12 protein-coding genes are annotated in these 14,307 nt (G+C 67.7%); 7 read left to right on the forward strand and 5 right to left on the reverse strand.

Annotated elements, in window-relative coordinates; translation table 11 throughout:
- On the reverse strand, window positions 1-533 hold a 533-nt coding region (locus tag M1L36_RS09545), incomplete at its 3' end, for a hypothetical protein (protein ID WP_250873506.1).
- A gap of 249 nt (window positions 534-782) precedes the next feature.
- Here M1L36_RS09545 and M1L36_RS09550 point away from each other — a divergent pair.
- Entirely contained in the window at window positions 783-1,502 is a 720-nt protein-coding gene (locus tag M1L36_RS09550; protein WP_250873507.1) for an acyl-CoA synthetase family protein, read from the forward strand.
- A 75-nt stretch (window positions 1,503-1,577) separates the two neighbouring features.
- Here the strand turns inward: M1L36_RS09550 and M1L36_RS09555 are convergent, their stop codons facing one another.
- Window positions 1,578-3,056 carry a TIGR00366 family protein gene (locus M1L36_RS09555; protein ID WP_250873508.1) on the reverse strand — a complete coding sequence of 493 codons (1,479 nt, stop codon included), beginning with the start codon at window positions 3,054-3,056 and terminating at the stop codon, window positions 1,578-1,580.
- Window positions 3,057-3,186: 130 nt separating this feature from the next.
- On the opposite strand from M1L36_RS09555, the gene M1L36_RS09560 reads away from it, so the two are divergent.
- On the forward strand, window positions 3,187-4,473 hold the full coding sequence (locus tag M1L36_RS09560; protein WP_250873509.1) for an MFS transporter: 1,287 nt from the start codon (window positions 3,187-3,189) through the stop codon (window positions 4,471-4,473).
- Window positions 4,474-4,488: 15 nt separating this feature from the next.
- Here the strand turns inward: M1L36_RS09560 and M1L36_RS09565 are convergent, their stop codons facing one another.
- A complete protein-coding gene (locus tag M1L36_RS09565) occupies window positions 4,489-6,477 on the reverse strand; it encodes an AMP-binding protein (RefSeq protein ID WP_250873510.1) in 1,989 nt (662 codons plus the stop codon).
- A 121-nt stretch (window positions 6,478-6,598) separates the two neighbouring features.
- Here M1L36_RS09565 and M1L36_RS09570 point away from each other — a divergent pair, with 121 nt between their 5' ends.
- Window positions 6,599-7,180, forward strand: coding sequence for a GNAT family N-acetyltransferase (locus M1L36_RS09570; RefSeq protein WP_250873511.1), 582 nt, complete (start codon window positions 6,599-6,601; stop codon window positions 7,178-7,180).
- On the opposite strand, the gene M1L36_RS09575 is transcribed toward M1L36_RS09570, so the two are convergent.
- Window positions 7,156-8,103, reverse strand: a complete 948-nt coding sequence (locus tag M1L36_RS09575) for a DMT family transporter (protein ID WP_250873512.1) — start codon at window positions 8,101-8,103, stop codon at window positions 7,156-7,158. The genes M1L36_RS09570 and M1L36_RS09575 overlap by 25 nt on opposite strands.
- A gap of 202 nt (window positions 8,104-8,305) precedes the next feature.
- Here M1L36_RS09575 and M1L36_RS09580 point away from each other — a divergent pair, with 202 nt between their 5' ends.
- The gene (locus M1L36_RS09580) at window positions 8,306-8,788 is read left to right on the forward strand and encodes an Lrp/AsnC family transcriptional regulator (protein WP_250873513.1); all 483 of its coding nucleotides are present in this window, start codon (window positions 8,306-8,308) and stop codon (window positions 8,786-8,788) included.
- Between the two features lie 116 nt (window positions 8,789-8,904).
- On the opposite strand, the gene M1L36_RS09585 is transcribed toward M1L36_RS09580, so the two are convergent.
- Entirely contained in the window at window positions 8,905-9,624 is a 720-nt protein-coding gene (locus M1L36_RS09585; RefSeq protein ID WP_250873514.1) for a hypothetical protein, read from the reverse strand.
- A gap of 174 nt (window positions 9,625-9,798) precedes the next feature.
- Here M1L36_RS09585 and M1L36_RS09590 point away from each other — a divergent pair, with 174 nt between their 5' ends.
- The 3 genes from M1L36_RS09590 (at window position 9,799) to M1L36_RS09600 (ending at window position 14,290) form a co-directional block, all read left to right on the forward strand.
- The gene (locus M1L36_RS09590) at window positions 9,799-11,475 is read left to right on the forward strand and encodes an acyl-CoA mutase large subunit family protein (protein ID WP_250873515.1); all 1,677 of its coding nucleotides are present in this window, start codon (window positions 9,799-9,801) and stop codon (window positions 11,473-11,475) included.
- A 197-nt stretch (window positions 11,476-11,672) separates the two neighbouring features.
- Window positions 11,673-12,059, forward strand: a complete 387-nt coding sequence (gene mce, locus M1L36_RS09595) for a methylmalonyl-CoA epimerase (protein WP_250873516.1) — start codon at window positions 11,673-11,675, stop codon at window positions 12,057-12,059.
- A gap of 86 nt (window positions 12,060-12,145) precedes the next feature.
- Window positions 12,146-14,290 carry a DUF4350 domain-containing protein gene (locus tag M1L36_RS09600; RefSeq protein ID WP_250873517.1) on the forward strand — a complete coding sequence of 715 codons (2,145 nt, stop codon included), beginning with the start codon at window positions 12,146-12,148 and terminating at the stop codon, window positions 14,288-14,290.
- The last annotated feature ends 17 nt before the right edge of the window (window positions 14,291-14,307 follow it).

The following is a 14,307-nucleotide window of genomic DNA, read 5'->3' on the forward strand; positions in this document are numbered from 1 at the left end:
GGGACGGCGACGTCGCCGGCGAGGGGCCGTCCGTCCTCGTCGAGCAGGTCGACGACGAGACGGAGCGTGAGCGTCCGTGTCCGTGGGCGCTCCGCGCGCGGTGCGGGTTCGAAGTCGTTGGCATCGAGCGTCGTGGTCTCGACGACGTCGTACGTCCCCTCGAACGTCAGCGTCGTCTCGCCCGCGGGGTGGTCGGCGACCGGGAGGAGTTCGGTGGCGACCGGGTCGGTCCACGACTCGCCGTCGACGCCGACGAGCAGGGTCGCCCCCACCTCGTCGGGCGGATGGTCGAACCCCGCCCACGAGCAGTCGACACACGGGCGGACGGTGAGTTCGGACAGCCAACCGTCGGCCTGCGTCACCGTCAGGTCGCTCTCGGCGAGCGACTCGTCGTCCAAGGCGACGACCGCGCCGTCGGCCGCTCGCGACTCGACGCCGTCTCGCTGTGCTGTGCCGACTCGGTGCTCACTCGCGTCTCCGCCCGACTCGGACCCCCGCCCGTCTCTCGTCTCGAACTGTTCTCGTGAGGCCATGTTCTCTTCTGAGAGAGTAACTGACTTAAATTAATATCACGTTTTAGAACCGTTTTCGTCGCCTACCCACCGACTGATTGCCGGACTGCTCGCCGATTGGATTTTCGACCCCTGGTGCGGCAGAAAATCCCACGACGGCGCACCGCTCGACCGTCGCCGTCGGACGGACTGTTGCACGCCGCCGCGACGGTAAGCGGTGGCTAATTCGGCATTCATCGCTGATTTAGGCCGGTCGCGCGAACGGTCGCCATGGACGTACTCGGTGACCTCGTCGCGCGCTCCCGTCGGAGCGCGGACGACGCGCTCCTCGTCCCGGCGCTCGGCCGGACGTACGACTACCGTCGGTTCTGTACGAACGCGTGGAAGGTCGGGAACTTCCTGCGTCACCTCGGTGTCCGCGGGGGGCGCGACGTCGCGCTCGTCGGGAGGGGTCGGCCCGAACCCGTCCTCTCGCTGTACGGCGCGGCACTGCTGGGCGCGACTGTCTCGTTCGACCCGCCAGCGACCGTCCCTACCGAGACTCGCGCGCTCGTGACGCCGACCGACCGACTCGGCGACTACGCCGTCGACGCGGTGACCAAGCGCGTCGCGTACGGCGACGCCCCCGAGGACCCCGACGTGGCGTACTTCGAACGGGACGTCTGGAGCGAGAACCCGACCGAACCCCCCGACCGGGTCGAACCGGACGGCGCGGCGCTGCGCGGTGCGGACGGGAGGACCTACACCCACCGGGAGGTGCTGGACGCGGCGGCCCGCGTCGCCGAGGAGTGGCACCTCGGCCCCGAGGACTCGGTCGCGGTGCGCGCACCGCTCTCGGAACCGGGCACCGTCGTCGCCGGCCTGGTCGCACCGCTGCTCGTCGGGGGGTCGATACTCCTCCCCGACGAGGGAGCGGTCGGGGAGTTCGCGGTTGCCGACGGCGACGCACCCGAGTCGGACGTCGTCGCTCCCGAGTCGGTGTTCGACTGACCGGACTACGGGTCGTCACGCGCCGGGCGAGAAGCGGAGCACCGAACGAGCAGGCGGTGTTCGGGTGGCCGCCAGTCAGGCGTGTGGCAACCCGAGGAACACGGTCAGCGTGGTCGCCATGATGACGAACCCGACGAGCATCGCGACCGTCGAGTAGCCGATGATGTCGCGTGCTCTGAGATCCGCCAGTGCGAGCAGCGGGAGCGCCCAGAACGGCTGAATCATGTTCGTGAGCTGATCGCCCATCATCTCCAGGATGACCGCCGTCGACGCCGGCATCCCGAGTTGCTGGGTCGTCTCCAAGAGGATCGGTCCCTGTGCGGCCCACTGGCCACCGCCCGAGGGGACGAGGAAGTTGACCAGTCCAGTGCTGATGAGGCCGAGGACCGGCCACGTCAGCGGTGTCGAGACGCTGGCGAAGAAGTCCGCGATGGTCAGACCGAGCGCCGTCCCGGTGACGATGCCCGAGATGCCCGCGTAGAACGGGAACTGAAAGAGGATGCCCGAGACGTTCTCCACCGAGTCCTCCATCTGCTCGACGATTCCTTCCGGCGTCTTCCACAGGACGATCGCACAGAACAGGAAGAACGCGTTGATGCTGTTGAGCGAGAGACCGGCCAGTCCGTCCCCGCTGAGGAACCACGAGTTGACGAAGTAGTACGCCGGGAAGATCGCGATGAGGAGGGTGAGTCCCACCGACCCGTTCAGTCGGTCGGCGGGCGACAGTCGCTCGGTCGCCGTCGGTTCGACGGGGTCGGCCGTGGCGGTTCCACCGTCGGCGGCGACACCGTCCGACGGCGTCATCTCCTCGACGACGCTGTCGGGGAGGCCACGAATCTCGTCGTCGTCTCGTGGGTGGAGTGCGGCCATCACGACCGGAATGACGAGGAGCAGCAGGGCGACCGTCGTGAGGTTCGCCAGACTGCCGATCGTCTCGGTGACCGGAATCCCGTTCGGTGCGTACTGGAGGAACTCGGTGTCCTCCTCGGTGAGCGACGCCATGAACAGCCCCGACGAACTCGTCAGCCCCGAGTGCCAGATCATCAGCCCCGTGTACCCGGCCGCGGCGACGAGCGGGTAGTGGAGCTTCGTCCCCCGTTTCTGGGCCTGGTAGGTCACCTGTCGGGCCATCACGGCACCGACGATCAGTCCCAAGCCCCACGAGATGAGCGCGCCGACCATCGCGACGAACGACGTGAACGCGACGGCCTGCGCTCGCGACCGCGGGACGCCGGCGATCCGTTCGAGCAGTCGAGTGACTGCCGGTGACTTCGCGATGGCGTCACCGGTCATCAGGATGACCGCGAACTGGGCCATGAACGTCAGGAACGTCCAGACACCGCCGTACCACGCATCGAAGATGCTGGTGACGGCACCGAGCGTTGTCGAGACGTCCCCGCTCTGTAACTGGAGCGGGAGCGCAGCGAGGAACGCGAGCGCCGTCAGTACGATGACGAACACGTACGGGTCCGGCATGTACCGCATCGCCCAGTCTGCGAACTTCTCCCCCAACCGCCGAATCGGCGTGGTCATCGCCATGTAATTTCGTACCACGAACCGACTGAAACGGCAGCGTAAAAACGCTTGTGGCGAGTGCTTACAGTTTATGCGGTGCCGTCTGTCGATTCGAGCGATGTTATCCTGAACCCGTCCTTATTTACGGACTCCCCACCCCGATGGACGGGTGCGTTCCCGTCTGGCAGATCACGTCTACTACGGGTGGATCGTCGCCCTCAGTTGTTTCGTGGCCGCGGGCGTCATGTTCGGGACGACGTACTCGTTCAGCGTCTTCTTCGACTCGCTGCGGTCGGGGTTCGACGTCTCGCCGGCCCGCGTCTCGCTCGTCTTCGGCGTCCAGACGTTCGCCATCTACGTCGGTGCAGCCCTCCTCGGCGGGGCACTCGACCGGTTCGGTCCCCGCCGGACGATGGCTGCCGGCGCGCTCGTCCTCGGTGTCGGGCTGTACGGGACGTCGCTGAGCGACTCCTACCCGTCGCTCCTGCTCACCTACGGACTGGTCACCGGCGTCGGAATGGGCTGTCTCTACCTCGTCGCCTACGCCGTCGTCCCCCACTGGTTCCACCGTCGCCGCGGGGCGGCGACCGGTCTCGCCAGTGCGGGTCTCGGTGTCGGCCTCCTCGTCATCGCTCCCTCGGCGGCCGAACTCGTCGCTCGTTCGGGGTGGCGAGTGACGTTCCAGACCCTCGCCGTCGCGCTCACCGCAGTTTCGCTGCTCGCTGCCGCCTTCCTCGCCGACACGCCCGAGGCGGTGGGGGCCGACCGCTCACACGAGTTCCCCGAGACGAGCGACACCGCAGGTGGGGACGACGACGCCCCGGAGGGACGGCCGGTCGAACGCTCCGCCACCGACGGGGGAACGTCGTCGACGAACGGGCGGAGCGCTCGGGAGACGGTTCGCTCGCTTCCGTTCGTGCTGGTCGTGCTCGGGTGGACGTTCATCTACGCGCCGCTGTACGTCCTCGTCAACCACGTCGTCCCCTTCGCGGCCAACGTGGGCGCGGAGTGGGCCGGCGTCCTCGCACTCAGCGTCGTCGGACTCGCTACCAGCGCCGCTCGTCTGGGTATCGGGGTCGGTGCGGACCGCCTCGGTCGAGTACGCGTGTTCGTCGGCTCGTCGTCGCTGATGGGGCTGTCGCTGCTCGCGTTGCCGTTCGCGCGCGGGCCGTTCGTCCTGCTCGGCGTCACCGCCTGTTTCGGCGTCGGCTACGGCGGCAACGGCGCGTTGCTCTCGCCGCTCGTCGCCGACCTGTTCGGGGCCGACCAACTCGGCACACTGTACGGTATCGTCTCGCTCGCGTTCGCTGTCGCGGGACTGCTCGCCTCCCCGCTGGCCAGCGTCGGCTACCAGTCGCTCGGGTCGTACCTCCCGGTCTTCCTCGTGACCGGCGTGGTCGGACTGGTCGGCGCGGCCTGCGTAGAAGCCGCCGGCCGTCTCAGAGGCGTGCTCTGAGGCCGGCGTGTCGACCTACCGCGCGTCTTCGACGTTCTCCAGGGCGCTCGGGTTCTCGATGGAGCTCATGTCGCCCAGGTCCTCGCCGGTGTAGGCGGCCTGGATGGCGCGCCGAATTATCTTCCCGGACTGCGTCTTCGGGAACTCGTCGACGAACAGCACCTCGCGCGGGCGGAACGGTTTCCCGAGTTCCTCGCCGACCTGTTCGCGCAGTTCGTCGCGCAGTTCCTCGCTCTCCTCGACGCCCGCGTCGAGGATGACGTAGGCGACGACGGCGGTCCCGGTGGTGTCGTCGGGCGCGCCGATGGCGGCGGCCTGGTTGACCGCCTCGTGGTCGATGAGCGCGCCTTCGACCTCTGCGGGGCCGACCTTCCGTCCGGCCACGTTGAGCGCGTCGTCCGCGCGGCCGTGGAGGAACCAGAAGCCGTCCTCGTCCTGCTGTGCCCAGTCGCCGTGGTCCCACATCGGCGGGTCCTCGAAGCTACTCCAGTAGGTGTCGAGGTAGCGTTCGTCGCCCTCCCACAGCGACTTCGTCATCGAGGGACAGGAGTCACGAGCGACGAGGAAGCCCCGTTCGTGGTCGTCGGCGACGCTCTCGCCCTGGGAGTCGACGATGTCGACGGCCATCCCGAGGCCGGGTTTGCCGAGCGTACAGGGTTTGAGCGACATCCCTGGGAGGGGCATGAGGAAGCAGCCACAGATCTCGGTCCCCCCGGAGATGTTGATGATGGGCGTGTCGCCGTTGCCGACGTGCTCGTAGAACCAGAGCCAGGACTCGGGGTCCCACGGTTCGCCCGTCGACCCGAGCAGGCGCAGCGAGGAGAGGTCGTAGCCCTCTAACCACTCGTCGCCCTTCTTGCGGAGCGCGCGGATGGCGGTCGGGGAGATGCCGAACACCGAAAGCTGGTGGCGGTCGATCATCTCCCAGAAACGGTCCGGTTCGGGGTAGTCCGGTGCGCCCTCGTACATGAACACCGTCCCGCCGAAGGTGTGGTTGCCGATGAGCGTCCACGGCCCCATCATCCAGCCGATGTCGCTCACCCAGAAGAAGCGGTCGGCGGGCTCGTGGTCGAACCCGAAGTAGATCTCCTTGGCCGTCTGCATCTGGACGCCGGCGTGGGTGTGGACGATGCCCTTCGGCTTGCCGGTGGTCCCCGAGGAGTACAACAGCATCGACTCCTGGCCCGAGTCGAGCGACTTCGTGTCGTAGTGGTCGTCCTGTGTCTCGATGGCGTCGGTCCACCACGCGTCACGCGCGTCGTCGAACGGGACGCTCACGTCGCTGTCTGCCTCGCTCGCGCCGAGACGGTCGAACACGACCGTATGCTCGACGTGGCCGGCCTCCTCGATGGCCTCGTCGGCGGCGTCCTTGAGGGTGATGGGCGACCCGCGGCGGTAGAAGCCGTCGCCGGTGAACAGCACCGAACACTCCGCGTCGGCGATGCGCGTCGCGGTGGCGTCGACGCCGAACCCCGAGAAGATGGGAACGGCGATAGCGCCGACCTTGAAACAGCCGTAGAGGATGGAGACGACCTCCGGGACCATCGGCATGTAGAGACCGACCGTGTCGCCGGTGCCGACGCCGACCGACTCGAGGTAGTTCGCGACCTCGTCGGTCTGTCTCCGGAGTTCGTGGTAGGTGACCTCCCGGACCTCGCCGTCCTCGCCCTCCCAGATGGTCGCCACTTTGTTGCGGTGGTCGCTGTCGACGGCGGCGTGACGGTCGACGGTGTTGTGCGCGACGTTGAGTTCGCCGCCGACGTACCAGTCGGTGAACTGTGGGCCGTCGGTCGTGTCCCGAATCTGGTCGTACCCCTCGTAGAACTCGATGTCGAGGTACTCCGGGAGGAGGTCCCAGAACCACTCGACGTCCTGTGAGCGCTCGACGAGGTCGTCGTAGCTGTCGATGTCGAACTCTGCCATGAACTGGTGGACGTTCGTCGCCTCGACCGTCTCCTGGTCGGGGTCGTACACCACTTCGTCGAGGTCCGGTAGGCTGCTCATGCCCCGGAGTGCTTCGCGCGACGACAAGTAACTTGTCTCGCCGCCGGGCGTTCGCCGCGCGTTCGGCCGGCCGGTTCCCTCCCGGAGAACGTTTTTGCCCTTCCCGAGACAACCGTCGCGCATGTACGTGAGGGACGCGAAAAACCGAGAGGAGGTGTGGCTGCTCGACCACATCGAGGCGATGGGTCTCGACGAGCAGTCGTTTCGGTCCCGGGACTACGTCGTCGCCGTCGACGAGGAGTCGGACACAAAGGCGGGGTTCGGCCGCATCCGCATCCACAAACCCCAGGACGCCCCCGAGGTCTGTGAGCTGACGAGCATCGGCGTCCTCGACAACTGGCGGGGACAGGGTGTCGGCGCACACGTGATCGAACGACTCGTCACGACCGCCGAGAGCCAGGGGTTCGACTCGGTGTACGCGCTGACCGACCAGCCCAACTACCTCTCGCAGTTCGGGTTCCGGGCGGTCGAACGCGAACAGTTACCGGACGTGCTCGACGAGCGCCTCGAAGAGAAACGGGAGACCCTCGTCGAGGACGCCATCGGGATGCACCTCGACGTGGGTCGGTTCCGGATGCCCGAGGAGCTTCGTGAGCGGTTCAAGACGGCGGCGGAGGACCGTGCGCCCGCGCCGGACCCGGACGCCGAGGAGTTCGGCATCGACCCCGAGAAGGCGACCTACAAGTACGACACGGGGCGCTGACCGACGAGACGCTCGCCGAGCGCCGCCAGCGCGTCACGCTTGAGGAGGGCGAACCCGAGGAAGATGACGGCGAACCCGGTCGCCGTCGCCATGTCGACGAACTCGCCGAGCACCAGCCAACTCATCAGCGCGGCGACGACCGGTTCGAGGTAGCCGATGAGGTTGATCTCGGTCGGCCCGACGCGGTCGAGTAGCTCGAAGTACAGCAGGAACGCGACGACCCCCGAGACGAGCGTGAGGTAGAGGAACGACGCGACGGCAGTCGGCGTCAGGTGAATCTGGGCGAGCGTCTCGCCACGGGCGACCCCCGCGACGTGGAGCATCGCCGACCCGCTGAGCATCGCCCACCCCTCCATCGTCGCGATGGGGAGGTCGGTGTCGAACGGCCGGGTGAGCACCGCACCGAGCGCGAAGCTCGCGCCGCCGAAGAAGACCAGCGCGATACCCATCGCGTCGTCACCGAGCGCGCTCGGGTCGGGGTTGGCGACGAGGACGACGCCGACGAAGCCGAACGCGAGGCCGAGCATCCCGAGGCCCTCGATGCGACCCTCTCGGAGGACGACCGCGGCGAACGCGACGGTCAACACGGGCGACAGCGAGACGATGACCGCGGCGATGGCTCCGGAGACGTACTGTTCGCCCATGTAGAGGAGACCGTGGTAGCCGGCGATGATGAACGCGCCCGCGACGAGCGTGACCGCCCACTCGTCGCGACCACGCGGTCGCCAGCGGTCGGTCGTGTAGGCGGCGTACCCGAGTACGACGATGCCGGCGAGGTCGTAGCGGAGCGCCGCGAACAGCATCGGCGGGACGTGGTGGAGGCCGACCTCGATGGCGACGAACGACGTCCCCCAGAAGGTGGCGAGCAGTGCGAACAAGAACGGGGTACTTGGGAGAATCTTCCAAAGAGTAGCGCGAACCATTGGTATCTACTCCAAGCTCGCTGACGCCCACGGTTAAACCTGTCTACAACAGATTGGGATAGAGTGGAACAATAGTGTCATGATATTATTGATAGCTGCTGTAGCTATCGATGAAACTGGTTGAAACTGAATCGAAGTGGTGTCGCGTGTTACTCCGGGACGCACCCGATGGTTAGTTGGTCTCTCACGACGAGCGAAGCGCATGGACGAGCGCGACGTGCGCCTGTTGCGGGCCATCGCCGACCTCGGGACGGGGAGTCCCGAGGCGCTCCACGAGGAGACGGACATCCCGGTGTCAACCATCCACTACCGGCTGAACAACCTGCGAGAGGACGGCGTCATCACCAACGACCTGTACGACCTCGACCTCGAAGCCGTGGGGTTGGGCGTGACCGTTGTCGTCGAGATCCTCGCGGACCTCGACGAACGCGACGTCGTCGAGGGCGAGATACTGGACATCGAGGGCGTCACCCACCTGTTCTCGACGATGGGCGAGACGGACTTCATCGCCATCGCCCGCCTCCCCGACGCCGACCAGGTGGGTCGTCTCATCGACGACTTCGAGCAGGTCGGGGAGGTCGAGCGGACCAACTCGACGTTCGTCATCGACGCCATCCACGAGGACGCCCGCGCGCTCGAGTCGTACGACCTCGAGACGTTGTTGGACGCGCTGGTAGACGAGTAGCGCGGTTCGGAGTTCCCGCCGAGTGCAACGAGCGGGAGCACGGACGACGAGCCGGGCGAGTCGTCCGGAGGGAGCGGAGCGACCGAGAACCACGGTAAAACGAACGGCAGACCGCGTCAGCCGTGCGGGGTGGCGTGAGTCGGTCCGTAGCGCCCGTCGACGACCACGAGGACCACGCTCGCGACCACCAGCGGGACGAGCGTCAGCAGGTAGGCCGTCAGCGTCGGGCCGGGGTGGACGGCGACCTGGAAGAACGGCAGGTTGTGGCCGGGCCCGAGCGCTATCGCGACCGCTCCGGCGGCGACCGCCAGCGCACCGCGACGACGACGGGTGAGCAGCCAGCCGACTCCAGCGCCGGCGAGCGCCGTGACGAGGAGGAACTCGACGACGAACCGGAGAGCGACCGCCGGGACGTCGACCGCCGCCGTCCGGACGGCACCGTCGACGGTCGGCAGGTAGGGCGCGCCGACCTGGACGAGGGCCACCGTGGGAACGAGCACGAGGACCGACCCGACGCAGAGTGCGAGGGAGCGACCGAACAGACCGGCGGGAAGCCGTGGCTCGACAGTTCTGAACGCCACGTCGACGAGCGCGCCACCGAGACCGGCGACGACGACGCCCACCGGTGCGACGAACCAGATGGGGAGTATCCACAGCGCGTGGAGGACCAGGAAGACGCCACAGCCGACGAGCCCGGCGAGAACGCCCGGCAGGTAGTTCCACGGCTCGACGTCGGGCGCGAACCGGGTCCACCACGGTCGGGCACCGGCTTCACCGTCGCCCGGCGGTCGTGCCCGTGCCGGGACGGACTCGCTCCGCTGCTGGTCGTAGTTCATGACCGCTTCTCTCCTCGGTAGCTACGCCGTGTCGGGGCTTAACACCGTCTCTGCGCCGCCGGGCCGTCCGGGGGTCCGTCGAGCCCTCCGCGTCGCCTCACCGGCCTGCGTGCCCTCGGGCGACGCGGGCCCCGAGGAGACAACGGTATAGTGGCCGGGCGTGAGTCGGTAGGTATGTTCGACGACGAGGACCTTCGCGCCATCCGCGAGGGCCGCGAGGAGTGGGAAGAGGACACCCTCGGACCGACCCTCGACCGCTTCGGCGAGCGAAAGGAGACGTTCACGACCGACACGGGGGGCCACGAGGTCGACCGCCTCTACACCCCGAACGACGTCGCGGAGCAGGACTACGACGAGGACCTCGGTTTCCCGGGCGAGGAGCCGTTCACGCGCGGGCCGTACCCGACGATGTACCGCGGGCGACTGTGGACGATGCGCCAGTACGCTGGCTTCGGCACCGCAGAGGAGACCAACGAGCGGTTCCGCTACCTCATCGACAACGGCTCCTCGGGGCTGTCGATGGCGTTCGACTTACCGACGCAGATGGGCTACGACTCCGACGACGCGATGGCCGCCGGCGAGGTGGGGAAGTCCGGCGTCGCCATCGACTCGCTCGACGACATGGAGACGGTGTTCGACGGCATCCCGCTCGACGAGGTGAGCACCTCGATGACCATCAACGCCCCCGCGAGCGTGCTGCTGGCGATGTACGTCGCCGTCGGTGACGAGCAGGGCGTCGACCGCGAGCAGCTGCGCGGGACCATCCAGAACGACATCCTCAAGGAGTACGCCGCGCGCAACACGTTCATCTTCCCGCCCGAACCGTCGATGCGGGTCATCACGGACATCTTCGAGTTCTGTGCCGAGGAGGTGCCGAACTTCAACACCATCTCCATCTCGGGGTACCACATCCGGGAGGCCGGGTCGACGGCGGCCCAGGAGGTCGCGTTCACGCTCGCCGACGGCATCGAGTACGTCGAGTCGGCCATCGAGGCCGGCCAGGACGTCGACGACTTCGCGCCACAGCTCTCCTTCTTCTTCGCGTCGTACAACAACATCCTCGAGGAGGTCGCGAAGTTCCGTGCGGCCCGCCGGATGTGGGCGCGAATCATGGAAGAGCGCTTCGGTGCGGAGGACCCCAACTCGCTGAAGCTGAAGTTCCACACCCAGACCGCCGGGTCGACGCTCACCGCCCAACAGATAGAGAACAACGTCGTCCGCGTGGCGTACCAGGCGCTCGCTGCGGTGCTCGGCGGCACCCAGAGCCTCCACACCAACGGCAAGGACGAGGCGCTGAGCCTCCCGACCGAGGAGTCCGTCCGCACGGCCCTCCGCACCCAGCAGATCCTCGCCCACGAGTCGGGCGCGGCCGACACCATCGACCCGCTGGCGGGCAGTTACTACGTCGAGTCGTTGACCGACGAGTTGGAGGCGGAGGCGACCCAACTCATCGAGGACATCGACGAGCGCGGCGGGATGCGCCGGGCCATCGAGGACCGGTGGGTCCAGCGTCAGATCCAGGACGTCGCCTTCGAGCGCCAGCGCGAGATCGAGGAGGAAGAGCGCGTCATCGTCGGCGTCAACGAGTTCGAGGTCGACGAAGAGGTGCCCGAAGACGACCTCGCGGAGGTCGACGAGGAGGACGAACAGCGCCAGCTCGAACGACTCGACGCGATGCGCGCGTCACGCGACGACGAGGCCGTCGACGAGCGCCTCGACGCGCTCCGCGGTGCCTGTGAGGACGGCGAGAACGTGATGCCGTACATCGTCGACGCGGTGAAGGCGTACGCGACGACCGGCGAGATATGCAACGCGATGCGCGACGTGTTCGGCGAGCACAACAGCGCCTGACCGCCACCTCGGCGTGTAGCCACCATGCTTTTCCCGTCGCTGGCGTGTGTCCCGGCGTGTTCGAGACGCTCCCGTTCGTCGGCCTATTGGTCGGTGGGTTCGCCGCGGACCTGTTGCTCACGCCGTCTGGCGACGACTCGCCGTGACCGAACCACGCCGCCACGACGCTTATTGTCCCCTCGGGCGCACCACGGGGTATGCAGTTCCACCACGCCGGAATCGCCACGACCGACTCGGACGCGCTGGCGTCGCTGTTCTCGACGCTGTTCGAGACGCGGGTCGTCCACGAGGAGATGTTCGGCGACCTCTACGTCCAGTTCCTCGACGTGGGCGACGGCTACTTCGAACTCCTCGAACCGACCGACGAGGGGACCGTCCAGCGGTACCTGGAGAAGAACGGCCCCGGCATCCACCACCTCGCGATGGCGACCGAGAACATGCCCCGAACGCTCCAGCGCGTCCGCGACCAGGGCGTCGAACTCATCGACGAGGAGCCACGCCCCGGCGCGTGGGGCCACGAGGTCGCGTTCTGTCACCCCGCCTCGACGGGCGGTATCCTCGTCGAGTTCGTTAGTGAACACTGAGTCCTCGCCGTCGTGTAGGTCTCTGTATCAGACGTAAATCATAAACGAAAGATAGTTGGTCACGATTCACGGACGGCCGGCTGTCAATGCGACGACGTACCTTCCTGACGGCGCTCGGTGTGACGGGCGCGGCATCGCTCGGGGCGACCGGCGCGGCCCGGACCGTGCTCGCACAGTCGAGCGACACCATCGAGCCGCTCATGTTCGACTCGACGGCGAGTCTCCTGAACGCGAACGGCGAACCGCTGACCGACGACTCGGTCGTCGCGGTGTGGGCCGAACCCACGGCGTTCAACGTCGACGAGGACGGCGACGGCGACGCCGTCTCCTACCCCGACGGGACGCCGATTCCGCTCGTCGCCAGCGCAGGTGGCGTCGTCGCCTTCGGTGCGCCCATCGGGCAGGACGACACGGACTTCAACTACGGTAACGAGGAGTTCCTCCTCAACGTGCTGGACGCCGAGACCGGTGGGTCCGGTACCATCGCGTTCGACTACGGCCACGACCAGTTCTACGGGCCGTGGACGTTCGAGGCGTTCCTCGGCTACGCGGAGGACGACGGCTACGACGTGAACTGGACGGAGACGCTCGCCGACGACCTCCCCGACAGCGACGTCGCCGTCGTCACCTCCCCCAGCGAGGCGTTCACGCAGTCGGAACTCGACGCCGTGAGCGCGTTCGTCGCCGACGGCGGCACCCTGCTCCTGTTCGACCAGTCTGATTTCCGGAACTTCGACGCGACGGACAACGCCAACGCGGTCGCGGCCGCGGCGGGCGCACCGTTCCGGTTTAATGACGACCAGGTGCTCGACGCCGAGAACAACGTCGGCCCCGACTTCATCCCCACCACGTCGAAGTTCAACGACGCGTTCGACTACTTCGCCGACCGCGAGGGCCTGGGTTTCGAACTCGACCGCGAGGCGACCTACCCCGTCGAGGTCGTCGAGGTCACCGACGGCGACACCGTCGACGTCCGTTTCGAGGGCGGCCAGACCGAAGCCATCCGTATCCTCGGCATCGACACGCCCGAGAAACCGAGCGCCGCGTTCGCAGAACGCACCCAGGAGTGGGAGGGGATCGAATCCCTCGACTACCTCCAAGAGCAGGGCCTCGCCGCGACGGCCTACGCCGAGGGCGAACTCCCCGCCGGGTCGACGGTCGACCTCACCTTCGACGAGAACGAACCGGTTCGCGACGAGTTCGGGCGCGTCCTCGGGTACCTCACCTACGACGCCGACGGCTCCGGTACTCGGGACACGCTCTACAACGAGCAGGTCGTCCGCGACGGGTTCGCTCGCGTCTACGACTCCGGGTTGGGTCGCCACGACCAGTTCCTCGCCGCGGAGTTCGAGGCGCGTGCGGCCGGGAAGGGTCTCTGGTCGGGCAGCGAACTGCCCGCTCCCGAGGTCCGCAACGACTCCGTCGAATCGCTGTACGTCCCGCGAGCGGCGGCCGTCGAGAGCGCTACCGGGCGACTCGACGAGCGAGTGCCCGTTCGTGCCAGCGAGACCGCCTCGATACCGAACGCGCCGCTCGTCGGCGTCGACCAGCAGGCTGGCGTCGCGATGGTCGGGTCGCCGTTCGTCGACGAGTCCTACGAGGCAGCGGAGGACTACCCCGTCGACACGAGCGAGTACGACAACTTCGCGTTCCTCACCCACCTCGCCGACAGACTCGCCGAGCGCGAGGGCACGCCCGTCGTCGACGGCGGTCACGGGCAGTTCGGTGCGGGCTACGCGCTCTCGGCGGAGGACGCCGCCTACTACAAGCGCTACCTCGAAGGCGTCGGCCTGGGGTTGCAGGGCGTCAACGACGTCACCGGCGGGTTCGGTGCCGACCTCCTCTCGCGGGCGAGCGTCTACCTCCTGACCGCGCCCGCCGACCCGTTCACCGACGCCGAACTCGCCGCGCTCCAGTCGTTCCGCGACGACGGCGGTGCGGTCGTCCTGCTCGGCGGCGACGTGCCACAGAGCGCCCGCGAGAACCTGAACGCGGTCGCCGAAGCGCTCTGCTCGGACCTCCGTCTCGGCGACGCCGTCACGGACACGACGAACAACGTGAACGACGACCCGGCGGTGCCTACGACGTCGAACTTCGACACGTGGTTCCGCCTGTTCGACGCCTACGACGGCGACACCGACTACAAGGGCGCGCGCGGCGGCCCCGGCGTGCCCGGCTGTGAGGGCCGACGGACCGCCGCGGGCAACGGGAAGAAGAAGGGCAAGCAGTAAGCGGTCGCCCCGAACCG

Source organism: Halomarina rubra, from assembly GCF_023699475.1.
In the GTDB taxonomy this organism is placed as follows: domain Archaea; phylum Halobacteriota; class Halobacteria; order Halobacteriales; family Haloarculaceae; genus Halomarina; species Halomarina rubra.

Bases quoted from the DNA above. Each gene is read 5' to 3' on its own strand.
- M1L36_RS09550 (WP_250873507.1), top strand. From the start codon at position 783: ATGGACGTACTCGGTGACCTCGTCGCGCGCTCCCGTCGGAGCGCGGAC.
- M1L36_RS09565 (WP_250873510.1), bottom strand. From the start codon at position 6,477: ATGAGCAGCCTACCGGACCTCGACGAAGTGGTGTACGACCCCGACCAG.
- M1L36_RS09570 (WP_250873511.1), top strand. From the start codon at position 6,599: ATGTACGTGAGGGACGCGAAAAACCGAGAGGAGGTGTGGCTGCTCGAC.
- M1L36_RS09575 (WP_250873512.1), bottom strand. From the start codon at position 8,103: ATGGTTCGCGCTACTCTTTGGAAGATTCTCCCAAGTACCCCGTTCTTG.
- M1L36_RS09580 (WP_250873513.1), top strand. From the start codon at position 8,306: ATGGACGAGCGCGACGTGCGCCTGTTGCGGGCCATCGCCGACCTCGGG.
- M1L36_RS09585 (WP_250873514.1), bottom strand. From the start codon at position 9,624: ATGAACTACGACCAGCAGCGGAGCGAGTCCGTCCCGGCACGGGCACGA.
- M1L36_RS09590 (WP_250873515.1), top strand. From the start codon at position 9,799: ATGTTCGACGACGAGGACCTTCGCGCCATCCGCGAGGGCCGCGAGGAG.
- mce (WP_250873516.1), top strand. From the start codon at position 11,673: ATGCAGTTCCACCACGCCGGAATCGCCACGACCGACTCGGACGCGCTG.
- M1L36_RS09600 (WP_250873517.1), top strand. From the start codon at position 12,146: ATGCGACGACGTACCTTCCTGACGGCGCTCGGTGTGACGGGCGCGGCA.